Source organism: Stenotrophomonas nitritireducens, from assembly GCF_050984405.1.
Taxonomy (GTDB): domain Bacteria; phylum Pseudomonadota; class Gammaproteobacteria; order Xanthomonadales; family Xanthomonadaceae; genus Stenotrophomonas; species Stenotrophomonas nitritireducens_B.
In genome coordinates, this window is record NZ_CP158790.1 from 344,328 (window position 1) to 366,444 (window position 22,117).

The following is a 22,117-nucleotide window of genomic DNA, read 5'->3' on the forward strand; positions in this document are numbered from 1 at the left end:
ATTCAAGGGGAAGATTGATGTCGTACGTCACGATCCACGGCAAAACGCGCCTGCTGGCGCCCGCCCTGCTGGCCGTCGCCCTGGCCGCCTGTTCGGGCAAGGACGATTCCGCCCCGGCCGCCGCCGGCACCCCGGCCGCGTCCGCGGCGCAGGCACCGGCTCCGGCGGTTTCGGCCAAGGTGCAGTCGATGGGCACCGACCAGCTGCGCGACTCGGCCAGCACCGCGCTGCGCGAGAACCGCATGTACGCGCCGGCCGGCGACAACGCCATGGAGTACTACCTGGCGCTGCGCGACAAGCTGCCCGACGACGCGGCGGTCAAGAGCGCGCTGACCGACCTGCAGCCCTACACGCTGATCGCCGCCGAGCAGAGCCTGGCGCGCGAGGACTTCCCCGAGGCCCAGCGCCTGGTGGCGCTGATCGAGAAGGTGGACCCGTCGGCGCCGGCGCTGCCGCGGCTCAAGCAGGGCATCACCCGCGGCATGGAAGTGGCGGTCAAGCGCACCCAGGAAGAGACCGACAAGGTCAAGAAGGACGCCGAGAACCGCGCCAAGCAGCTGGTCGAACAGCAGCGCCTGGCGCAGCAGCAGGCGGCCGAGGCCACCGCCGCGCAGCAGCTGGCCGCACGCCAGGAAGCGGCGCGCAGGGAAAGCGAGCGGCTGGAGGCCGAGCGCCAGGCCGCGGCCAAGCGCGAGGCCGACGCCCGCGCCGCCGCGCAGCAGGTCGCGGCCGCGCCGAAGCCGGCCGCGGCCGCGCCGGCCCTGCGCGCGGTGAGCACGCCCGCCCCGCGCTACCCGGCCGACGCGCTGCGCTCGGGCACTTCCGGCGAAGTGCTGGTGGAACTGACCGTCGGCACCGATGGTTCGGTCACCGACGCCCGCGTGCTGCGCGCCAGCCCGCCGCGCGTATTCGACCGCGAAGCCCTGAACGCGGTCAGGCGCTGGCGTTTCGAACCGATCAGCAGCCCGACCACCACCCGCCGCACGCTGGCCTTCCAGCCCAACCAGTAGATGCAGGGCTGGCCCCGCATGGGGCTTGCCGGCCAAGGCGTACGCAGCAAGCTGCGCACCTACGAAGACGAAAGGCCCGGAGCGATCCGGGCCTTCTTTTTTGCAGGCACAGGATTTTCCCATGCGTAGATGCGGGGCTCGCCCCGCATGGAGATTGCCGGCGGAAGCCGCGCATAGCGAAGCGTGCGCGGTGAAGCGTGCGCGGCAAGCCGCGCACCTACAAAGACGAAAGGCCCGGAGCTATCCGGGCCTCCTTTTTTGCAGGCACAGGATTTTCCCATGCGTAGATGCGGGGCTCGCCCCGCATGGGCCTTGCCGACAAAGCGTGCGCGGTGAAGCATGCGCGGCAAGCCGCGCACCTACGAAGACGAAAGGCCCGGATCGCTCCGGGCCTTTCGTTTCCCAGGCGGCGATGCGGGCTCAGCCCGAGATCGCCAGCTTCTCCTGCCGGTAGCGCCACACCGCCATCGCCCACAGCAGCACCGTCAGCAGCAGCGACGCGGCCAGGTAGACGCCCCACTGCCCGGCGCCCGGCATCTCGCCGCGGGTCACCTTCACCAGCATCTGGTTCTGCGACAGGAACGGCACGGCGTACTGCCACAGCTGGGTGTCCTTCAGCGGGTAGGCCATCAGCGCATAGCCGGGCATCATCGCCAGCATCATCAGCCAGACAATGTGGCTCTGCGCCTCCTTCATGCTCTTGGCGCCAGCGGCCAGGCAGGTCAGCAGCGCGGTGCCGATCAGCACCAGCGGCAGCAGCACCAGCACCAGTTTGCCCATCGCCATGAAGCTCACGTCCAGCGAGCCGCCCATGCCGCGGGCGATGCTGGCGCTGAACTTGAACGACAGCAGGATCAGCAGGATCGCCGCCAGCCCGACCAGCGTCGAGGCCAGCATCTTGCCGCTGACCAGGGCGCCACGCGGCGCCGGCGTGGCCAGCAGCGGTTCCAGCGACTGCCGCTCGCGCTCGCCGGCGGTGGTGTCCATGACCAGGTGCGAGCCGCCGATGAAGGCGGACATCATCAGCAGTATCGGCAGGATGACGGACAGGACGATGCCGCGCTTGGCCTCGGCGGTGGCCAGGTCGCGCGTGCCCACGCTCACCGGCGCGGCGACCATCGGGTTGACGCCGCGCGCCAGCAGCCGCAGCGCGCCCACCGACTGCCCGTAGGCGGTCAGCACGGTGCGCACGCGCGCCACCTGCACGTCGCTGGTGCGGCGCGTGGTGTCGGCGACGATCTCGACCTTGGCCGGCTTGCCGGCGTGCCAGGCCTCGGCGAAGTCCGGGGCGATCACCAGTGCCACGTCCTCGCGCTGGGCGCGGATGCGGGCCTCGTAATCGTCCGGCGCGGCGCTGGCGGTGATGCCGTGGCTGGCCAGGAACGCCACCAGGTTGGGCGCGCGTTCGATACCCACCACCGGCAGCGCCATGTCCTTCTCCAGCTGGTTCTCCACGCGCAGGTTGCTGAGCTTGTCGATGCCCAGGAACAGCAGCGGGTACAGCAGCGGCGCGGTGAACAGGGTCAGCAGGAAAGTGCGGCGGTCGCGGGCGAAGTCGCGCAGTTCCTTGCGCATCACCGTGAGCATGCTGCCAATGAATCCGGTCTTGTTCATGCGTGCAGGCCCTCCTCGCTGCCGATCAGCTTGACGAACGCGTCTTCCAGGTTGGATTCGCCGGCGTGGTCGCGCAGTTCGTCCGGCGTGCCCTGCGCCACCACGCGGCCGTGCGCGACGATGACGATGCGGTCACACAGCGCCGCCACCTCCTGCATGATGTGGCTGGAGAAGATCACGCAGCGGCCCTCGGCGCGCAGCTCCTTGAGGAAGCCGCGCAGGCCGCGCGTGGTCATCACGTCCAGGCCGTTGGTCGGCTCGTCGAGGATCACGTTCTTCGGGTCGTGCACCAGCGCGCGGGCGATGGCGGTCTTGGTGCGCTGGCCCTGGCTGAAGCCTTCGGTCGGGCGGTCGAGGAAATCCTCCATCTGCAGCGCCGCGGCCAGGCGCGCGATGCGCGCGGCGATGGCCGCCGCGTCCATGCCGTGCAGCTGGCCGAAGTACTCGATGTTCTCGCGCGCGGTCAGGCGCTTGTACACGCCGCGCGCGTCGGGCAGCACGCCCAGGCTGCGGCGCACCGTGTCCGGGTCGGCGGCGGCGTCCACGCCATCGACCACGACCTTGCCGGTCTCCGGCGTCATCAGCGTGTAGAGCATGCGCAGCGTGGTGGTCTTGCCGGCGCCGTTGGGGCCGAGCAGACCGGTGATCTGGCCGTCGTGGGCGGTGAAGCCCACCTCGTCCACGGCGATCACCGGCGTCTTGTCCTTGCCCTTGCCGGGAAAGGTCTTGCGGAGTCGTTCTGCGACGATCATGGAAGCGGATCCTTGAGTGATACGGCGATAGCGGCGTCAACGGGAAGATTCAGACGACAGAGCGCACGATCGCTCCACGCCCTCTCTCGTTTCCCGTTCCTGTCCACTCGTTCCCGGTTTTTCACGGTTCCCAGCCGTTGAAGCTGGTGAACGGCGGCACGTAGGTCAGTTTTTCCAGGCAGGCGCCATCGAGCGCGGCGGCGTCGGTGCTGTCGATGAACTGGGCGAACAGCTTGGGCATGCAGCCGGCGCCGACCACCGCGTGGCCCTGGCCGCGCAGCACGAACAGGCGGCCGTTGGGCAGGCCCTTGACCACTTCCTCGCCGTAGCGCGGCGGCGTGACCGGGTCGAACTCGCCTTCCAGCACCAGCGCCGGCACCGGGCCGGACAGCGCGGCGTGGAAGTCGGCCGGCACCTGGCCCTTCGGCCACACCTGGCACATCGCCGCCAGCCCTTCGGCCATGCGGTTGCCGAGCACGGTGGTTTCGTCCCCGTCGCGCGCGGCCATGCCTTCCTCGTCCTCGCTGCAGATCACCGACAGCTGCATGCCCATGGCCATGGCGTCCTTCATGTCGCCCTGCATCATCCGCGCCAGCGCCATCAGGTCGCCGTAGCGGCCGTTGCGCGCCTCGTGGATCAGCTTGGGCAGCAGCGCCGCGGCCTGCGGCATGTAGGCGTACATGCGCACCAGGCCGGCGACGGTGTCGGCGCGCAGCACGTCCTCGCGCTCCTGCCCGGTGTTGGCGTCGCGGTAGCGCACGGTCACCGGGTTGGCGCGCAGCGTAGCCAGCAGCGCGTCCAGCTCGGCGCGCGGGTCGCCCAGCGCCGCCTTGCAGGCGGCGTTGCCGGTGCACTGGGCGAACTGCAGCGCCAGCGCGTCGTCCAGGTTGCGGGCGAAGATGTTGCCCAGCTGCAGGGTGTTGGGCACCACCGAGTCGAGCACGATGCTGCGCGTGCTCTGCGGGTGGCGCATGGCGTACTGCTGCGCCACCCGGGTGCCGTAGCTGACGCCGAGCAGGTTGATCTTCTCCGCGCCGATGGCCTGGCGCACGGCATCCAGGTCGGCGACCGCGTCGGTGGTGGTGTAGTGGCGCAGGTCGGCCTTCTTCGACAGCGTCGCCGCGCAGGCGGCCGCCGCGGCCCGCATCGCCTCGATGCCGGCGTCGTCGCCCTCGGGCGCCTCGCACGACAGCAGGTTGGATCGGCCGGTGCCGCGCTGGTCGACAAGGATCACGTTGCGGCGCTTGCGCACGTCGGCGAAGGCGGCGTCGATCTGCGGATAGCTCTCCACCGCCGACTGGCCGGGGCCGCCGGCCAGGAAGAACACCGGGTCGGGCAGCACGCCGTCGGGCTTGTCCGGCGCCAGCAGCGCGATGTTCAGCGCGATCTTGCGGCCCTGCGGGTTGCCGCGGTCCTCGGACACCTGGAAGGTGGTGCACTGCGCTTCCAGGCTGTCGCGGCTGAACGGCGAGTCCAGGGTGCACGGGCGGAATGCCAGGCTGCCGAGCATCAGCGGTCTGGCCTGCACGTCGGCCGTGGACGCGGGGCTTTGATCGGCCCCGGCGTCGTCGGGCGCGGGCTTGAACGCGCGGTAGCCCAGCACCGCGACGAGCGCGGCCACCGCCAGGAGGGTACGGGTCTTGCGGGACATCATCGGAACGGCCCCTTGTGGTTGATGGAACGTAATCGGATATGCCAGCCCATGACGCGGCCGGCGGCGTCATGTGACAGGAAAGAAGATGTCCTCGATCCTGGCGTCGAACAGCCGTGCGATGCGGAACGCCAGCGGCAGGCTGGGATCGTACTTGCCGGTCTCCAGCGCGTTGACGGTCTGCCGGGAGACCTCCAGCCGTTCGGCCAGTTCCCCCTGCGACCAGGCCCTGGCTTCGCGCAGTTCGCGCAGGCGGTTGTCCATGCGTGCGTGCTCAGCGGTAGCGGCGCGAAACGGCGATCTTGGCCAGGCCATAGGCCAGGCACACCAGCGGAAACACCCAGATCATCGCCGCGCTGGCCGGCACGTCCAGCACCCTGGCCGCCTGCAGCAGGCCGCCGGTGAGATAGAGCAGCGACACGCAGGCCGTGGCGAAGCTGACCGCCTGCAGTTCGATGCGCTGCTGCAGTTCGTCGACATCGCGGATGTAGCGGATCATCGCGCGCAGGGTCATCGCGATCGGCGGCACCGGCAGCAGCGCGATGCAGGCCCGCAGCGCGGTGCCGTCGACGCGCTTGAGCAGGGTGATCGACAGCACCAGCAGCACGACGTAGGCGCCCATCGCGATCATCATTTCGCGGCTGTAGCGCCTGCGCAGCGCCAGCGGCGCGGTGTCGCAGGCCGCGGGCAGCTGCCGGCGCAGCAGCGCCACGAACGACAGCCCGATGGCCACCCCGATGCAGATGCCGCCCAGCGTATCGGCGTTGCCGGGCATCAGCCGCAGCAGCGCCAGGCCGGCCACGCCGTTGGCGAGGATGCCGCCGACGATCCAGCGGTCCAGTGCGCGCGCCATCGCTCAGCGGCTCCTGCGCGGACGCGCCAGCAGGACCAGGCCCAGCGCGAGGAAGGCCGCGCCCACGCCGACGAACGCGGTCTGCCCGGTGGCGGCGACGCCCATGAAGGCCGCGCCGATGCCCAGCCAGGCGGCGCCGGCGCGTGGCCGGTCTGCTGCTTCGTTCATGATCCCATTCCTCCCTGTCAAGCACGCTTTACAGGAGGATGCAGCGGACGATGGCAGGCTGTCAAGCAAACTTTACAGGTGCCTGCCCATCCGCGGCGCGAGCCCGCCCGCAGGCGGGAACACCGCCGCTCGTTCAGGCAGCGGGCGTGGGCTCCACCGCCAGGTCACAGGCGACGCGGTTGCGGCCGGCGGCCTTGGCCCGGTACAGCGCCGCGTCGGCGCGCGCCAGCAGGCGCTCCAGGTCCGGCGTGGCGTCGGCGATGGCCACGCCGATGCTGGTCGTGGTGACGATCGCGCCGCCGTCGCGGCCCAGCGGGCTGGCCTCCAGCGCCGCGCGCAGGCGCTCGGCCAGGGCAAGCGCCTGCTCCATGCCCGCGCCCGGCAGCAGCAGCACGAACTCCTCGCCGCCGTAGCGGCCGAGCAGCCAGTCGTGCCCGCGCAGGTTGCGCTGCAGGGTGCGTGCGGTGTGGTGCAGCACGGCGTCGCCGGCCTGGTGGCCGTGGGTGTCGTTGATCCGCTTGAAGTGGTCCAGGTCCAGCAGCATCGCCGCGAACGGCTGCCGCTGGCGCACGCACTGCGCCAGCTGCTGTCCGCCGTCGCCCATCAGCGCGGTGCGGTTGAGCAGGCCGGTCAGGCCGTCGCGGCGCGCCAGCCGGCGCAGGTCCACCATCTGCCGTTCGACGATCAGCAGCACCAGCGCGAAGGTGTGGCCGAGCATCACGAACATGCCGCCGACGTAGGTGACGTTCATCGGCAGGCCGGCGCGCAGGATGTCGCCGCCGGCGCCGGGCGCGACGGGGATCAGCGCGCGCACCAGGAACAGCGCCGCATCGAGCAGGAACACCGCCGCCGCCAGCCGGCAGCTGCGGCGGATGTCGGCCGGCGCATGGCGCAGCAGCAGCCACGATTCCCAGCTCTTCCAGATGATGATCAGCACGCTGTACAGGGCCAGTCGGACGCCCAGGTCCGGCGTGGCCACGCTGAACCAGACGATGGCCAGCATGTACGCGCCGGCCAGCGCGAGGGCCGGGCGCACCGGCGCGCGGCGGCCGACATGCAGCGCCACGCCGAACAGCATCAGCATGCTGCCCAGCACGGCGAAGGCGTTGCGCGCCAGGATCGAGGCCAGCTCGGGCATGTGCAGCTGCAGGCCCAGCAGCACCGTGCTCAACGCGCTCGCCCACAGGCTGGCGGCCCACAGCCGCGGCACCGGGTGGCCGCGCATCACCAGCAGGATCAGCGAGAAGCCGGCCGCCAGGCCGATGTTCAGCAGCAGGCCGATGATGGCGATGGTGGGGAAATCCAGCGAAGCCAAGCCCGGGAGTCCTTGCGTCGAGCGGCGCCGCCACGCGCGGGACGCCTGGCCGGATCATGCCGCATGCGGGGCCGCCCGCGCATGTCCGGCCGGCTTACTTGCTGCTGACGTACTTCTCGCGGCGCACTTGCGGCACCGGCAGGCCGGCGGCCTTCAGCGCCTCGAAGCAGGCATCGACCATGTCCGGGTTGCCGCACAGGTAGGCGATGTCGCGCGCCGGGTCCGGGGCCAGTCCGGCCAGCTGCTGCTGCACGTAGCCGCTGCGCACGTCCGGGTGCGGGTCGGCCGGCAGTTCGCGCGACAGGCACGGCATGTAGCGGAAGCCGGGGTGGGCGTCGGCGAAGGCGCGGAAGTCGTCGGCGTACAGCAGTTCGGCCGGCGCGCGCGCGCCCTGCAGCAGCACCACCTCCACGCCTCGCTCCTGCATGGCCCTGGCCAGCAGCGGCAGCATCGAGCGGTACGGGGTGACGCCGGTGCCGGTGGCGATCAGCAGGTAACGGCCGTTGCGGTCGCCCGGCTGCAGGCAGAAGCGCCCGAACGGGCCGCTGCCGGTGACGTGCTGGCCGATCTCCAGGCCCTCGAACAGCGCGGTGGCCGCGCCGCCGGGCACGAAGCTGACCGCGATCTCCACCGCGTCGCCCGGGCCGAGCACGTGGTCGTGGATGGTCGCCAGCGAGTAGCTGCGCTTGGTGGCGGTACCGTCGGCGTACGCGAAGTGCACCTGGATGAACTGCCCGGGCTGGAAATCCAGCGGCAGGCCGTCGTCGCGGATGAACTGGTAGTGGCCGACGGTGGGCGCCAGCATGCGGCGACCGGCCAGCCTGAGGGGGAATTGTGCAGGCACGAGCAACAGTGTGTAACCGGGCCGGGGCCGCGGGGGGCACCTATAATACCGGCTCGCACTCATCCGGCGCCGTCACTTCGGCGCGAAGGCCCCGAGCTTGGACTCCCGCATCCCTCCCGTCGCGCCCGCGCTGCGCGTGCACGACCTCCGCAAGACCTACGACAACGGCGTGCAGGCGCTCAAGGGCGTCTCGCTGGAAGTGGCCCCCGGCGACTTCTTCGCCCTGCTCGGCCCCAACGGCGCCGGCAAATCCACCCTGATCGGCATCGTCTCCTCGCTGGTGAACCTGAGCGAGGGCCAGGTGCAGGTGTTCGGCTCGGACCTGGTGGCCGAGCGCAGCGCGACCATGCGCCTGATCGGGCTGGTGCCGCAGGAAATCAATTTCAACCTGTTCGAAAAACCCTTCGACATCCTGGTCAACTACGCCGGCTTCTACGGCATCCCGCGCGCCGAGGCCGAGGTCCGCGCCGAGGAGGAGCTCAAGCGCGCGCACCTGTGGAACAAGGCGCAGATGATGAGCCGCACGCTGTCCGGCGGCATGAAGCGGCGGCTGATGATCGCCCGCGCGATGATGACCCGCCCGCGCCTGCTGATCCTGGACGAGCCCACCGCCGGCGTGGACATCGAGATCCGCCGCGACATGTGGAAGACGCTGCAGGAGATCAACGCCGCCGGCACCACCATCATCCTCACCACGCATTACCTGGAGGAAGCCGAGCAGCTGTGCCGCAACCTGGCCATCATCAACCATGGCCGCATCGTCGAGCAGGGGCCGATGCGCGCGCTGCTGGCCAAGCTCGACGTGGAAGGCTTCCTGCTCGACATCGACGGCGAACTGCCGGCGCAGCTGCCGCACATCGAAGGCGCGCAGCTGGCCGCGGTCGACGCGCACACCCTGGACCTGGACATGCCGCGGGCGATGGACCTGAACCGCGTGTTCGACACGCTGGGCGCCGCCGGCATCCGCGTGCGCTCGATGCGCACCAAGAGCAACCGCCTAGAGGAGCTGTTCGTGCGCCTCACCGGCAACCTGGAGAACACCGCCGCATGAGCACCCCCGCTCCCCTGACCGACAGCGCCCGCAACCGGGTGGCGCTGGGCACCATCGTCCGCCGCGAGGTCAACCGCATCCTGCGCATCTGGGGCCAGACCCTGGTGCCGCCGGCCATCACCATGACCCTGTATTTCCTGATTTTCGGCGGCCTGATCGGCTCGAAGATCGGCGACATGGGCGGCTACAGCTACATGCAGTTCATCGTGCCGGGGCTGGTGATGATGAGCGTGATCCAGAACAGCTACGGCAACATCAGCTCCTCGTTCTTCGGCGCCAAGTTCGGCCGCCACGTCGAGGAACTGCTGGTCAGCCCGATGCCGAACTGGGTGATCCTGTGGGGCTACGTCGCCGGCGCGGTGCTGCGCGGGCTGATGGTCGGCACCATCGTGCTGCTGATCGCGCTGTTCTTCACCCGCGTGCACGTGCCGCACCCGCTGGTGACGCTGAGCACGGTGCTGCTGGGCTCGACGATCTTCTCGCTGGCCGGCTTCATCAACGCGGTGTACGCCAAGAAGTTCGACGACGTGGCCATCGTGCCGACCTTCATCCTGACCCCGCTGACCTACCTGGGCGGCGTGTTCTACTCGGTCACGCTGCTGCCGGGATGGGCACAGGCGCTGACCAAGGCCAACCCGATCTTCTACATGGTCAACGCGTTCCGCTACGGCCTGCTGGGCAGCAGCGACGTGCCGCTGTGGGTGTCGTACGCGCTGATGCTGGGCTTCGTCGCCGCGCTCACGGCACTGTCGCTGTGGCTGCTGCGGCGCGGTGTCGGCCTGCGCAGCTGAACGCCGCCGCTTTCCCCTGATACCGATGGAGCCTGCACCATGCGCATCCTGATCCTCGGCGCCGGCGGTACCGGCGGCTATTTCGGCGGGCGCCTGGCGCAGGCCGGCGTCGACGTGACCTTCCTGGTGCGGCCGGCGCGCGCGGCGCAGCTGCAGCGCGACGGCCTGGTGATCCGCAGCCCGCTCGGCGACGCGGCGTTCCCGGTGGCGCACGTCACCGCCGACGCGCTGCCGGCGCTGGCGCAGGAGCGCCCGTTCGACCTGGTGGTGCTCAGCTGCAAGGCCTACGACCTGGACAGCTCGATCGAGGCCATCGCGCCGGCGGTCGGCGCCGGCACCACGGTGCTGCCGATCCTCAACGGCCTGCGCCACTACGCGGCGCTGGACGCGCGTTTCGGCCGCGACGCGGTGCTGGGCGGACTGTGCTTCATCAGCGCGACCAAGGCCGACGACGGCGCCATCGTGCACCTGGACCGGCCCGCGCGCATGACCTTCGGCGAACGCGACGCGGCGGCCAGCAGCGGCCGCGTCGTCGCCCTCGCCGCGGCCTGCGCGGCGGCAGGCATCGACCACGTCGCCTCGGACGACATCGCCGGCGAGCAGTGGATCAAGTACACCTTCCTGGCCACGCTGGCGGCGGGCACCTGCCTGATGCGCGCCGATGTCGGCCACATCGTCGCCACCGACCACGGTTCCGCGCTCATGCGCGCGCTGTACGACGAATGCCTGGCCGCGGCCGCGCACGCCGGCCAGCCGATACCGGCCAAGGCGCAGGACATCGCCCTGTCCGCGCTGACCAGGGCCGGCTCGCCGATCAAGGCCTCGATGCTGCGCGACCTGGAAGCCGGGCAGCGGGTGGAGGCGGCGCATGTCGTCGGCGACATGCTCGAGCGCGCGCAGGCCGCCGGCCAGGCGGCGCCGCGGCTGCAGGCCGCGTACTGCCACCTGCAGGCCTACGAAGCGCAACGCGGCGCATGACCGTCGCCGGCGCCCTGCCGCGGCGGGTGCTGATCCTGGGGCTGGGCTGCGCCGGGCGCGCGCTCGCCCGGCACCTCCGCTCGCTGGGCGTCGCCGTCGAAGGCAGCGTGCGCGATCCGGCGGCCGCGCCCGGCGACGGCATCGCGCGCCATCGCCTGCATCCCGACCACCATCCTGACACCGCGTTCCTCGCCGCCATCGCGCGGGCCGACACGGTGCTGTGCGGCGTGCCGCCCGACGCCGATGGCGATCCCGCGCTGCGCCTGCTCGCTCCCGCCCTGCGCGCCAGCCCCGCACTGCGCTGGGTCGGCTACCTGTCCTCGACCGCCGTGTACGGCGACCGCGACGGCGGCTGGATCGACGAACAGTCCAGCGCCGACGCCACCGATGCCACCGCAGCGCGGCGGCTCCTCGCCGAAAGCCAGTGGCGCGCGCTGGCGCACGAACGCGGCATCGCCTCGGCCGTGTTCCGCCTGCCCGGTCTGTACGGGCGCGGTCGCAACGCGCTGGTGCAGCTGGCACAGGGCCGCGCGCGCCACATCGTGCGGCCCGGGCTGGTGTTCAACCGGCTGCACGTCGAGGACCTGGCCACGGCGGTGAGCGCGGCGATGCGCCTGCCCACACACGACGCCCTGTATCTGCCCGCCGACGACGAACCCGCGCCGCCCCAGGACGTACTGGCCCACGCCGCGCGCCTGGGCGGGTTCGCGCTGCCGCCGGCGATGGCCTGGGACGATCCCGCGCTCGCTCCGTCGCTGCGGCGCTTCTACGCGGCCAGCAAGCGCATCGACAGCCGCGGCACGCGCGAGGCGCTGCACTGGCAGCCGCGTTTCCACAGCTATCGCGAAGGCCTGGCGGACGCCTGGGCCGCCGGCGACGGCGCAACGCACCCGCGCTAGCGCGCCGGCCACCCGACGCAGCAGCGTGCGGAAGCGCATGGCGGCGCAACGCGCCTCCGTTATGCTCGGCGCTCCCCGAGCCAGGAGATCAGCGTGCGCAGGAACTGCAAGGTAATGGGCTATGGCATGGCGGCGCTGCTGCTGGCCGGATGTGGCGCGGCACCCGACACGGCCGATGCCCCCGCCAGCGCCGACAGTGCGCAGAAACACACGCCGGTCGCGGCGGACGCGCCCGTGGTGGCGGGCGCACGGCAGGAAGACGGCGCCATCCACGACCGCGATGGCAAGCCGGTGGCGGTTCTGCCGTTCGATATCGCCAGCGTTCCGTCCAGCCAGGCCATGCTCGGCGCGATGCCGTTCTTCGGCCTGCCGCAGGGCTACGCGCCGCAGAACCGCCCCCATCCGCGCGCGTGGGCGCGTTTCCCGTTCCGCATCGGCGACGGCATCCACTGGGCGGAAGGCCCGAGCTGGTCGGCGCGCATCGTCGCCGAGGGCGACAAGACCTTTTCCGCGCTGGAGCTTCAGCGCAACCTGGAAAACCTGATCGACGCGGCCGGTGGCAGGAAGGTGTTCGAAGGCCCGCTGCGCCGCGACATCTACTACGGCCCGCAGCTCGAAGACGAGATCGGCGGCGGCTTCATCGACGCGGTGAACATGGAACAGGACGCGCCGACCACGGTGTACGTAGTGCGCCAGGCGCAACGCACCATCTGGGTGCAGCTGGCCATGGACGGCAACGGCGCGGGCCTGGCAGTGCTGGAGGAGGTGCCGTTCCAGCCCAGCGCGCGCTGGAACGACGCGTTCCCGCACCTGTCGCTACCCGCCGGCTACCGCGACCGCAACAAGCCACAGCAGCGCGACTTCGACCGCTTCCCGTTCTGGACCGGCGACCGTTTCGAGCAGGTCGAGGGCCGCACCTGGGCCGCCGATTTCGACAAGGGCGAACGCGAGTATTCGATGCACGAGGTGCGCCGCAATCTCGAAGCGATGATGGCCGGCGTCAACGCCACCAAGGTGTTCGAGGGCCGCATCCCGAAGGAGCAGGCGGAAACGGTGCCCGAGGCGCTGCGTTCGGCCTATTCGCAGGCCGCCGGCTACAGCTGGGACGACTTCGATCTGGTCATCTATCGCGCCGACCTGCCCGATGGCCGCCAGGTCTGGGTGCATGCGCGGCTGGAATACCTCAGCGCCGGCTGGGTAGTGACCGAGCGCACCGGCTTCGTGCAGACAGCCACGCTGCTGCCGGCCGCAGCGCTGAAGCAGAAGCTGGACAGCAACGGGCGCGTCGCCATCCAGGTCAACTTCGCCACCGACAAGGCCGACATCCTGCCCACGTCCGAGCCGCAGCTGGCGCAGGTGCTCGAGCTGCTGCGCGCCGACCCGGCATTGAGGCTGGCGGTCGAGGGCCACACCGACAATACCGGCGACGCCGCGCACAACCGCACGCTTTCCGAGGCGCGCGCACACGCCGTGGTCGCGGCATTGGCCGGCAAGGGCATTGATGCCGGTCGCCTGCAAGCGGCCGGCTTCGGCGCCGACAAGCCGGTCGCCGACAACGCCGACGAGGGTGGCCGCGCGCGCAACCGCCGGGTGGAGCTGGTCAAGCGCTGATGCGTTGCCCGGGGTCCGGTTGGAACCGGGCCGCCCGCGCACCGCCGCTCAGGCAGCGGGATCGGGCAGGCCGAAGAACGCGCGCGTGGCGGCGGTGGCGTTGGCCGCGGTCAGCGCCACGTCCTCGCCGCGGTCGCGGGCCAGTTCCTCGACGATGTGTGACAGGAACGCCGGTTCGTTGCGGCGGTCCTTGGGCAGCGGCCGCAGCGTGCGCGGCAGCAGGTAGGGCGCGTCGGTCTCGATCATCAGCCTCCCGGCCGGGATGTGCTTCACCAGCTCGCGCAGGTGCGCGCCGCGGCGCTCGTCGCACAGCCAGCCAGTGATGCCGATGTGCCAGTCGCGGTCCAGGTAATCGAACAGTTCGCGGCGTTCGGCGGTGAAGCAGTGCACCACCGCCGGGCCGAGTTTGCCGTCGAAGTTCTTCATCATCGCCAGGAAGTCGTCGTGCGCGTCGCGCTGGTGCAGGAACAGCGGCTTGCCCACGCCGTCGACGGCAAGGTCCGCGGCGATCTGCAACTGGCGCTCGAACGCCCGGCGCTGTGCCGGGCGCGGCGAGAAATCGCGGTTGTAGTCCAGCCCGCACTCGCCCACCGCCACCACTTCGGCGTGCGCATGCAGCGCGCGCATCTGCGCGTCGCATTCGTCGGTGTATTCGACCGCGTGGTGCGGGTGCACGCCGGCGGTGGCGTACAGGAAGCCGGGATGCCGTCTTGCCAGTTCCAGCGCCATCGGCGAGTGCTCGCGGCTGGCGCCGGTCACCACCATCTGCACCACGCCGGCGGCGCGCGCGCGCTCCAGCACCACGTCCAGGTCGCGGTCGAAGGATTCGTGGGTGAGGTTGGCGCCGATGTCGATCAGTTGCATGGAGCGGGGAACCGGGGAACGGGAGGCGGGAATTGTAGGAGTGGCGCGAGCCGCGACCAAATGCAGGGCCGGACGTGCCTGCTGGCAGCCGTGCCGGACGGCCCCGCACCTACAATGTCGCGATGCGAACCGCCTTTCCCATTTCCGCGCTGCTGCCGGCCATCGCCGACAGCCTGGCCGCGCATCCGCGGCTGGTGCTCGAGGCCCCGCCCGGCGCCGGCAAGACCACCCAGGTGCCGCTGGCGCTGCTCGACGCGCCTTGGCTGCAGGGCGGCAGGATCGTGATGCTGGAACCGCGCCGCGTCGCCGCGCGCAGCGCCGCGCAGTTCATGGCCCGGCAGCTGGGCGAGCCGGTCGGCGAAACCGTCGGCTACCGCATCCGCTTCGAGAACAAGGTCTCCGCGCGCACCCGCATCGAGGTGGTCACCGAGGGCATCCTCACCCGCATGCTGCAGGACGATCCCCTGCTCGAAGGCGTGGGCGCGCTGCTGTTCGACGAATTCCACGAACGCCACCTGGCCGCCGATCTCGGCCTGGCGCTGGCGCTGGACGTGCAGTCGGGCCTGCGCGAGGACCTGCACATCTTGGTGATGTCGGCCACGCTCGACGGCGAACGCCTGGCGGCTTTCCTCGATGCGCCGCGCCTGTCCAGCGAGGGCCGCAGCTTCCCGGTGGAAGTGAGCCACTTTCCCGCGCGGCGCGACGAAGCGCTGGAAGCGCAGGCGCGGCGCGCGGTCGAACAAGCGCTGGCGACGCATCCGGGCGACGTGCTGGTGTTCCTGCCGGGGCAGCGCGAGATCGCACGCGTGCAGGCCGCGCTGGAGCCGGCGCTTCCCGGCGACACCGATGTCCTGCCGCTGCACGGCGAGCTCCCCGTCGAGCAGCAGTCGCGCGTGCTGCAGCCCGACCCGGACGGCCGCCGCCGCGTGGTGCTGGCGACCAACGTGGCCGAATCCTCGGTGACCCTGCCCGGCGTGCGCGTGGTGATCGACGCCGGTTTGGCGCGCGAGCCGCGCTACGACCCCAACAGCGGGTTCTCGCGGCTGGACGCGGTGGCGATCTCGCAGGCCTCGGCCGACCAGCGCGCCGGCCGCGCCGGCCGCGTGGCCGCCGGCTGGGCGCTGCGGCTATGGCCGCAATCGCAGCGGCTGGAACCGCAGCGACGTCCGGAGATGGCGCAGGTGGAACTGGCCGCGCTGGCGCTGGAGCTGGCCGCCTGGGGCAGCGACGAGCTGCGCTTCGTCGATCCGCCGCCAGCCGGCGCGCTGGCCGCCGCGCGTGAGCTGCTGCAGCGGCTCGGCGCGCTCGACGGCAGCACGATCACCGGCAGCGGCCGGCGCATGCTCGCGCTGGGCACGCACCCGCGGCTGGCGGCGATGCTGATCGCCGCGGTCGATCCGCGCGAGCAGGCGCTGGCCGCCGACCTGGCCGCGCTGCTGGAAGCGCGCGATCCGCTGCGCCAGGGCGGCGATGCGCTGGCCGCGCGCTGGCGCGCCCTGTCCGCGTTCCGCAACGGGCGCGCGCCGCAGGACGCCAGCCGCGGCGCACTGGCCGCCATCGATACGGCCGCCAGGCAATGGCGACGGCGCCTGCGCTGCGATGCCACGCCGCCGGCCGACATCGAGGCGCATGAGCTCGGCGACCTGCTCGCCCATGCCTTCCCCGACCGCATCGCCGCGCGCCACGCCACCGATCCGCTGCGCTACCAGCTGGCCAACGGCCGCAGCGCGCGCCTGTTCGACACCAGCGACCTGCGCGGCGAACCCTGGCTGGTGGTCAGCGAACTGCGCCACGAAGCGCGCGATGCGCTGGTGCTGCGCGCCGCGCCGGTGGACGAGGCGCGCCTGCGCGCCGACTTCCCGCGGCGTTTCCACCAGCACGACGTGGTGCGCTGGAACGGCGAGCGCCGCGCCCTGGAGGCGCGCCGCGAATCCGGCTTCGACCGCATCGTGCTGGACAGCCGCCCGGCCGGGAAGGTCGACCCGGCGCAGGCCGCGCGCGCACTCACCGACGCCGTGCGCGAACTGGGCCTGGAAGCGCTGCCGTGGACCGGCAACCTGCGGCAATGGCGCCACCGCGTGCAGGGCCTGCGCCACTGGATGCCGGAACTGGACCTGCCCGACCTCTCCGACGCGGCGCTGCTGTCCACGCTCGACGACTGGCTGCTGCCGGCCTTCGCCGGCAAGACCCGCCTCGACGCCCTGGCCGAGCAGGAGCTGGGCGAGGCGTTGAAGTCGGGCATCGACTGGAACACGCGCCAGCTGGTCGACCGCCACGCGCCGGTGCGCATCAGCGTGCCTTCCGGCATGGACCGCGCCATCGACTACGCGATGGACGACGACGGCATCACCCCGCGCCCGCCGGTGCTGGCGGTGAAGCTGCAGGAACTGTTCGGCCTGGCCGACACCCCGCGCATCGCCGACGGCCGCGTGCCACTGCTGCTGCACCTGCTCTCCCCCGGCGGCAAGCCGCTGCAGGTCACCGGCGACCTGCGCAACTTCTGGGAGAACACCTATGCGGAGGTGAAGAAGGAGATGAAGGGAAGGTATCCGCGGCACCCGTGGCCGGACGACCCGTGGAGCGCGACTGCGACACATCGCGCAAAACCTCGCGGGACGTGAGGGTCCATCTCCCGTGGCGACGGTGAAAGGCGGCTTGGACTATCGATTCATGCGTGGCGCGGCCGGACGACCCCTGGAGCGCGACTGCCACGCATCGCGTAAAACCTCGCGGGACGTGAAAGATCGTCTCCCGTGGCGACGGTGAAAGGGGACTGGACTACACAAGTCCAGCGTGGCGCCCCGCCGGCGACTAACATTTCCTGCACGCGCGTCCCGCGACACTGCGTGCCTGCCCCTGCAAACGAGGATCCCCCATGAGCAAGTTCAGCGACATCACCGGATCGGCCCTGGAGCGGGCCATGGAACTGGCCAGCCACGCTGGCGACAGCCTCAAGAGCGGAGGGTCCAACGCCGCCGACTGGCTCAAGGCCGGCGCTGCGATCGGCGCGATGAAGACCGGCGGCCGCGCCGTGGGCCGCGTGGCGCGGCGCAACCCCACCGCCACCATCGCCGTGGCCGCGGTCGGCCTGGGCCTGATCGGCTACGCCGTCTACCGCAGGAACAAGCGCGACAACGCCGCACTGGAAGCCAAATCGCAGCAGATCGCCCAGCGCCGCCGCGCCGAGACCACGGTGGACGAGACCAGCGACATCGGCAGCGACGCCTGAAAGGCGAGGAGTGCGGGACGAGGAGTGAGGAGTGAGAGAAGGCAGCACCAAGCTGTCATCTCCGCAAAGGCGGAGATTGCTCCTGATTTTTCTCGCTCCTCACTCCTCTTCACTCACTCCTGCACCACCCGCCACTGTCCGGGCTGCAGGCCGTCGAGCGCATGCGGCCCCATCGAGGCCCGCACCAGCCGCAGCGTCGGCAGGCCCACCGCGGCGGTCATGCGCCGCACCTGGCGGTTGCGCCCCTCGCGCAGGGTGATGGCCAGCCAGGCATCGGGCACGGTCTTGCGGAACCGCACCGGCGGATCGCGCGGCCACAGCGCCGGCGCCGTTTCCAGCAGCTGCACGCGCGCCGGCAGGGTCGGGCCGTCGTTGAGCAGCACGCCCCCGCGCAGCGCCTGCAGCTTCTCCTCGCCCGGCACGCCTTCCACCTGCACCCAGTAGGTCTTGTCCTGTTTGTGGCGCGGGTCGGTCAGCCGGTGCGCCAGGCCGCCGTCGTCGGTGAGCAGCAGCAGGCCTTCGCTGTCGTAGTCCAGGCGGCCGGCCGCGTACACGTTCTTCGGCAGCCCGAAACCGGCCAGCGTCGCCCGCGGCGGCTGGCTGCGGTCGGTGAACTGGCACAGGACGTTGAAGGGTTTGTTGAAGGCTACGAGCATGGGAACGGGGAAATGGGAAATGGGAAACGGCCGTATGCGCGGACGTCATGCACCTGCGCTTCGGTCCCGCAGAAACGGTAAATCACGCGATTGGCCAGCACGGCGCATCGCGCAACCCTCCCCAGTTCCCTGTTCCCCCTCCCTGCCTTTCACGGCTTCACGAAGCGCAGCGTCATGCGGTCGCTTTCGCCGATCGCCTTGTATTTGTCCGCGTCGGCCGCGTCGTGGTTGTTGGACGGCGGCAGCGTCCATACGCCGTTGGGGTGATCCTTGGTGTCGCGCGGGTTGGCGTTGATCTCGCTGCTTTCCTGCAGCTTGAAGCCGGCCGCCTCGGCCATGGCGATGACCTGCGCCTGGCCGACATAGCCGCTCTTGTCGTCGGCGGGAACGTCGGCCTTGGCGCGGTGTTCGACCACGCCCAGCGTGCCGCCCGGCTTGAGCACCGCGAAGAACGCGCGGAACAGGCCTTCGGCCTGGCCGGCGGCGCGCCAGTTGTGCACGTTGCGGAAGGTCAGCACCACGTCGGCCGACCCCGGCTTGCCGAGCACCGGCGCGGCCGGGTCGTAGGCCACGACGGTGGCCTTGTCGAACAGCGCCGGCGCTTCGGCGAACTTCTTCTCCAGGCCGTCGCGGGTGCGCTGCTGGTAATCGCGGCCACCGCCGGCCGGCAGCGCCATCGGGTCGACCACCGCGGCCACGTAGTGGCCCTGGCCGCGCAGGAACGGGGCGAGGATCTCGGCGTACCAGCCGCCGCCCGGGGTGATCTCCACCACGGTCTGCTGCGGCTGCAGGCCGAAGAACTCGAGCGTCTGCAGCGGATGCCGGTATTGATCGCGCGCGGTGTTGGCGGCGCTGCGCCAGTCGCCGGATACGGCGGCCTGCAGCGGCGCCAAAGCGGTGGCGCCATGCATGGCGGCGTGATCGTGGCCGGCATGCGCGGGATCCTGCGCGGCGACAGGCAGGGCGGCGAACAGCAGGCAGGCGGCAACCAGCGGGGCGGACGTCTTCATCGGGATGTTCCACGGTTGGAGTGAGGCGAGCCTAGCACGCGCGCGCGACACCTTCGCCTCGCGCGCAAGCGGCGGCGCGCGGCCCGGCGCGGAACGCTGTTTTCACGTCGGCGCAACGGAACCGGCCGATGCGGCGTCTATGCTGGTGTGCCGATTCCAAGGAGGTGCGCATGACCCGGTTCCGCGAACTCGGCCGTTCCGGCCTGCAGGTCGGCCCCATCGCGTTCGGCGGCAACGTATTGGGCTGGAGTGTGGACGAGAAGACCGCCTTCGCCCTGCTCGACGCCTTCGTCGAGGCCGGCTTCAACCTGGTCGATACCGCCGACGTGTACCCGGCGTGGGTGCCGGGCAACAAGGGCGGCGAATCGGAAACCATCATCGGCCGCTGGCTCGGGCGCGGCGGCAGGCGCGACAAGGTGGTGCTCGCCACCAAGGTCGCCAAGTGGGCCGAGCGCCCCGGGCTGTCGGCCGACAACATCAACGCCGCCGTCGACGATTCGCTGCGGCGCCTGGGCACGGATGTGATCGACCTGTACCAGGCGCACGAGGACGACGAGTCGGTGCCGCTGGAGGAAACCCTCGGCGCCTTCGCGCGGCTGATCGAGGCCGGCAAGGTGCGCGCGATCGGCGCGTCCAACTACAGCGCCACGCGCCTGCGCGACGCGCTGAAGGTGTCGGCCGATTACCACCTGCCGCGCTACGAGAGCCTGCAGCCGGAATACAACCTCTACGACCGCGCCGGCTACGAAGCGGAGCTCGAGCCGCTGGCGCGCGAACAGCAGTTGGGTGTGATCGGCTACTACGCGCTGGCCAGCGGTTTCCTCAGCGGCAAGTACCGCAGCGCCGAGGATGCAGGCAAGAGCGATGCGCGCGGCGCCAAGGTCGTCGCGCGCTACCTGAATCCGCGCGGGCTGCGCATCCTCGCCGCGCTCGACGATGTCGCCGCCGCGCACGCGGCGACGCCGGCGCAGGTCGCGCTGGCCTGGCTGATCGCGCGGCCCGGCGTCACCGCGCCCATCGTCAGCGCCACCGGCGTGGAACAGCTGCACGAGGTGCTCGCCGCCGCGCGGCTGTCGCTGTCGGCGCAGGACGTCGCGCAGCTCGACGACGCCAGCGCCGAAGGCTGAATGCGGCGCGGGTTGAACCCCGCGCCGTCCCGGTCGTAGCATCCGGCCTACAGGGGGCGGACCACGAACGGAGACCGCCATGCAGATCCCGCACACTGCAAGCCGTCGCACGCTCGACCTGGACGCCGAAATGGCCTATTGGCGCAGCGTCCACGCCATCGGCCGCCTCGGCCACCACGACTTCGACCAGTACCGGCGCCTGCTGCGGATGGGCTTCGAGGTCTACATGGCATGGCCGCGCGCCAGCGAGGAACAGCTCTACCGCGTGCTGCAGGACAGCTACCACCGGCATGCGCCGGCGCTGGCCGTGCCGTGGGACGAGGCACGCTGGCTGGTGCGCCACGCCTGGCACCACGCCGAGCAGGCGCAGTCCATGCACTGAAGCGCGCGGCGGTTCAGGCCGGCGCCAGCAGCCATCCGCGCAGCGCGGCACTGACCTCGTCCGGTTTTTCCATCGGCGCCAGGTGCCCGCAGCCGGGCAGCACCCGCAGCTGCGAATGCGGCGCCAGCGCGTGCATCTCTTCGCTGACCGCCGGCGGCGTGATGCGGTCGTTGGCGCCGCAGACGATCAGCAGCGGATCGCGGTAGGCGGCCAGCACGGCGTGGCCGTCGGGCCGCTCCAGCGCGCTCTGGCGCAGGAATACGTCGGCGCCAAGGCGCGTGGTCATCGCGCGCACGCGCTGCACGAGATCGTGGTCGTCCAGGCGCGAGGCATCGATGTAGCTGCGCATCAGCCGGTCGCCGAAACCATGGAAGGTGCCGGGCAGGCGCACGCTGGCCCGCTGCGCGCGGCGCTGCGCGGCGCGTTCGGGCGAATCGGCGTGGATCGAGGTGCCGATCAGCGCCAGCCGCCGCACGCGCGCCGGGGCCACGCGCAGGATCTGCTGGGCGACAAAGCCGCCCAGCGAGAACCCGGCCAATGCGAAGCGCGGCGGCGCCTGCGCCAGCACGTCCTCGGCCACGGCCTGCAGGGTGTCGCCGCGGGTCTGGTCGCCGACGATGCAGTCGGCGATGTCGGACAGGTCGGCGATCTGCGCGCGCCACAGCTCCGCATCGTTGAGCAGGCCGGGCAGCAGCAACAGCGGGATCTTTCCGGGCGCGTTCCCGGCAACAACGGTGTCCATGGCGTCATTGTCGCGCCGGCGGCGCGCGGCCGGTACCGCCGGCGGTGGAACGCATGGGCCCGCGGATGCCGCGGTCACGCCTGCGCGGCGACCACCACCAGGCCCAGGCAGACTTCCAGTTCGCCGTCGCCCACGCTGGCGCCCAGCACCAGCAGGGCGAGCCTGTCGCCGCGCCGCCAGCAGGCGATGCGGTGGCGTTCGAATGCATCCAGAAGCGCGTCCGGCACGCCGCTGCCGGCCGGCGCGTAACCCTCGACGCAGCACGAAGGCGCGCCCAGCACACCGACCAGCAGGCCCAGCGCCGTGTCCTGGCTGTCCCGATAGCCGTTCCAGAGGGTCTCCAGTTCCTCGTGCAGGTCGCTGCCGCCAGCGTCGCAGTCGGTGTAATCGATGCCGATCACCGCGGCGAGCCGCCCGGGCGCCTGGCCCATCCACAGCGCGTGCTGCTCGAACGCGCAGCCCTCCTCGGGCGCCTCTTCGCGCGGGAACGGCTGCGCCAGCAGCGCCGTGAGAGTGTCGGGTGCGGCGTGCACGCGCTCCTGGAAACTGGACATGCAGGTTCCTTCCTGC

At 71.2% G+C, this 22,117-nt stretch carries 23 protein-coding genes; 10 read left to right on the forward strand and 13 right to left on the reverse strand.

Annotated features, from left to right (window positions below; all coding sequences use genetic code 11):
- Positions 1 to 17 precede the first annotated feature (17 nt).
- Positions 18 to 1,010, forward strand: coding sequence for an energy transducer TonB (locus ABTV91_RS01560; protein WP_433852897.1), 993 nt, complete (start codon positions 18 to 20; stop codon positions 1,008 to 1,010).
- A gap of 420 nt (positions 1,011 to 1,430) precedes the next feature.
- Here ABTV91_RS01560 and ABTV91_RS01565 read toward each other — a convergent pair whose 3' ends face one another.
- The 8 genes from ABTV91_RS01565 to ABTV91_RS01600 all read right to left on the reverse strand — a co-directional run bounded on the left by ABTV91_RS01565 (position 1,431) and on the right by ABTV91_RS01600 (position 8,168).
- Positions 1,431 to 2,624, reverse strand: coding sequence for an ABC transporter permease (locus ABTV91_RS01565; RefSeq protein ID WP_433852898.1), 1,194 nt, complete (start codon positions 2,622 to 2,624; stop codon positions 1,431 to 1,433).
- Positions 2,621 to 3,376: an ABC transporter ATP-binding protein gene (locus tag ABTV91_RS01570; protein WP_433852899.1), complete on the reverse strand. Its 756-nt coding sequence runs from the start codon at positions 3,374 to 3,376 to the stop codon at positions 2,621 to 2,623. The genes ABTV91_RS01565 and ABTV91_RS01570 overlap by 4 nt, the downstream gene beginning before the upstream one ends.
- A gap of 121 nt (positions 3,377 to 3,497) precedes the next feature.
- Positions 3,498 to 5,027, reverse strand: a complete 1,530-nt coding sequence (locus ABTV91_RS01575; RefSeq protein WP_433852900.1) for an alpha/beta hydrolase — start codon at positions 5,025 to 5,027, stop codon at positions 3,498 to 3,500.
- 69 nt (positions 5,028 to 5,096) lie between these two features.
- A complete protein-coding gene (locus tag ABTV91_RS01580; RefSeq protein ID WP_433852901.1) occupies positions 5,097 to 5,291 on the reverse strand; it encodes a helix-turn-helix transcriptional regulator in 195 nt (64 codons plus the stop codon).
- Between the two features lie 10 nt (positions 5,292 to 5,301).
- Entirely contained in the window at positions 5,302 to 5,880 is a 579-nt protein-coding gene (locus ABTV91_RS01585; protein WP_433852902.1) for a hypothetical protein, read from the reverse strand.
- Positions 5,881 to 5,883: 3 nt separating this feature from the next.
- Positions 5,884 to 6,048, reverse strand: coding sequence for a hypothetical protein (locus ABTV91_RS01590; protein WP_433852903.1), 165 nt, complete (start codon positions 6,046 to 6,048; stop codon positions 5,884 to 5,886).
- 133 nt (positions 6,049 to 6,181) lie between these two features.
- A complete protein-coding gene (locus ABTV91_RS01595) occupies positions 6,182 to 7,363 on the reverse strand; it encodes a diguanylate cyclase (RefSeq protein ID WP_433852904.1) in 1,182 nt (393 codons plus the stop codon).
- Between the two features lie 94 nt (positions 7,364 to 7,457).
- Positions 7,458 to 8,168, reverse strand: a complete 711-nt coding sequence (locus ABTV91_RS01600; protein ID WP_433852905.1) for an FAD-binding oxidoreductase — start codon at positions 8,166 to 8,168, stop codon at positions 7,458 to 7,460.
- Positions 8,169 to 8,304: 136 nt separating this feature from the next.
- Between ABTV91_RS01600 and ABTV91_RS01605 the strand changes: the two genes are divergently transcribed.
- The 5 genes from ABTV91_RS01605 to ABTV91_RS01625 all read left to right on the forward strand — a co-directional run bounded on the left by ABTV91_RS01605 (position 8,305) and on the right by ABTV91_RS01625 (position 13,537).
- Positions 8,305 to 9,258 carry an ABC transporter ATP-binding protein gene (locus tag ABTV91_RS01605; RefSeq protein ID WP_433852906.1) on the forward strand — a complete coding sequence of 318 codons (954 nt, stop codon included), beginning with the start codon at positions 8,305 to 8,307 and terminating at the stop codon, positions 9,256 to 9,258.
- Complete coding sequence (locus ABTV91_RS01610) at positions 9,255 to 10,049, forward strand: ABC transporter permease (RefSeq protein ID WP_433852907.1); 795 nt, start codon at positions 9,255 to 9,257, stop codon at positions 10,047 to 10,049. Before ABTV91_RS01605 ends, ABTV91_RS01610 begins: the two co-directional genes overlap by 4 nt.
- A 39-nt stretch (positions 10,050 to 10,088) precedes the next feature.
- Positions 10,089 to 11,027: a 2-dehydropantoate 2-reductase gene (panE, locus tag ABTV91_RS01615; protein ID WP_433852908.1), complete on the forward strand. Its 939-nt coding sequence runs from the start codon at positions 10,089 to 10,091 to the stop codon at positions 11,025 to 11,027.
- Positions 11,024 to 11,926: an NAD-dependent epimerase/dehydratase family protein gene (locus ABTV91_RS01620; RefSeq protein ID WP_433852909.1), complete on the forward strand. Its 903-nt coding sequence runs from the start codon at positions 11,024 to 11,026 to the stop codon at positions 11,924 to 11,926. The genes panE and ABTV91_RS01620 overlap by 4 nt, the downstream gene beginning before the upstream one ends.
- Before the next feature lie 93 nt (positions 11,927 to 12,019).
- Positions 12,020 to 13,537: an OmpA family protein gene (locus ABTV91_RS01625; RefSeq protein ID WP_433852910.1), complete on the forward strand. Its 1,518-nt coding sequence runs from the start codon at positions 12,020 to 12,022 to the stop codon at positions 13,535 to 13,537.
- 48 nt (positions 13,538 to 13,585) lie between these two features.
- Here ABTV91_RS01625 and ABTV91_RS01630 read toward each other — a convergent pair whose 3' ends face one another.
- A complete protein-coding gene (locus ABTV91_RS01630) occupies positions 13,586 to 14,401 on the reverse strand; it encodes a TatD family hydrolase (RefSeq protein ID WP_433852911.1) in 816 nt (271 codons plus the stop codon).
- 122 nt (positions 14,402 to 14,523) lie between these two features.
- On the opposite strand from ABTV91_RS01630, the gene hrpB reads away from it, so the two are divergent.
- Together hrpB and ABTV91_RS01640 are read left to right on the forward strand one after the other, a co-directional pair.
- Positions 14,524 to 17,022 (forward strand): ATP-dependent helicase HrpB, encoded by a 2,499-nt coding sequence (gene hrpB, locus ABTV91_RS01635; RefSeq protein ID WP_433852912.1) that lies wholly within the window; start codon positions 14,524 to 14,526, stop codon positions 17,020 to 17,022.
- Positions 17,023 to 17,276: 254 nt separating this feature from the next.
- Positions 17,277 to 17,630 (forward strand): hypothetical protein, encoded by a 354-nt coding sequence (locus ABTV91_RS01640; protein WP_433852913.1) that lies wholly within the window; start codon positions 17,277 to 17,279, stop codon positions 17,628 to 17,630.
- A gap of 113 nt (positions 17,631 to 17,743) precedes the next feature.
- Here ABTV91_RS01640 and ABTV91_RS01645 read toward each other — a convergent pair whose 3' ends face one another.
- Together ABTV91_RS01645 and ABTV91_RS01650 are read right to left on the reverse strand one after the other, a co-directional pair.
- Positions 17,744 to 18,286, reverse strand: coding sequence for a pseudouridine synthase (locus ABTV91_RS01645; RefSeq protein ID WP_433852914.1), 543 nt, complete (start codon positions 18,284 to 18,286; stop codon positions 17,744 to 17,746).
- A 149-nt stretch (positions 18,287 to 18,435) separates the two neighbouring features.
- Positions 18,436 to 19,296 carry a class I SAM-dependent methyltransferase gene (locus tag ABTV91_RS01650; protein WP_433852915.1) on the reverse strand — a complete coding sequence of 287 codons (861 nt, stop codon included), beginning with the start codon at positions 19,294 to 19,296 and terminating at the stop codon, positions 18,436 to 18,438.
- Between the two features lie 170 nt (positions 19,297 to 19,466).
- Here ABTV91_RS01650 and ABTV91_RS01655 point away from each other — a divergent pair, with 170 nt between their 5' ends.
- Positions 19,467 to 20,423, forward strand: a complete 957-nt coding sequence (locus ABTV91_RS01655; protein WP_433852916.1) for an aldo/keto reductase — start codon at positions 19,467 to 19,469, stop codon at positions 20,421 to 20,423.
- Positions 20,424 to 20,502: 79 nt separating this feature from the next.
- Positions 20,503 to 20,805, forward strand: a complete 303-nt coding sequence (locus ABTV91_RS01660; protein WP_433852917.1) for a hypothetical protein — start codon at positions 20,503 to 20,505, stop codon at positions 20,803 to 20,805.
- Between the two features lie 13 nt (positions 20,806 to 20,818).
- Here the strand turns inward: ABTV91_RS01660 and ABTV91_RS01665 are convergent, their stop codons facing one another.
- Together ABTV91_RS01665 and ABTV91_RS01670 are read right to left on the reverse strand one after the other, a co-directional pair.
- Positions 20,819 to 21,547, reverse strand: a complete 729-nt coding sequence (locus ABTV91_RS01665; protein ID WP_433852918.1) for an alpha/beta fold hydrolase — start codon at positions 21,545 to 21,547, stop codon at positions 20,819 to 20,821.
- Positions 21,548 to 21,621: 74 nt separating this feature from the next.
- Complete coding sequence (locus ABTV91_RS01670; protein ID WP_433852919.1) at positions 21,622 to 22,101, reverse strand: hypothetical protein; 480 nt, start codon at positions 22,099 to 22,101, stop codon at positions 21,622 to 21,624.
- Between the last annotated feature and the right edge of the window lie 16 nt (positions 22,102 to 22,117).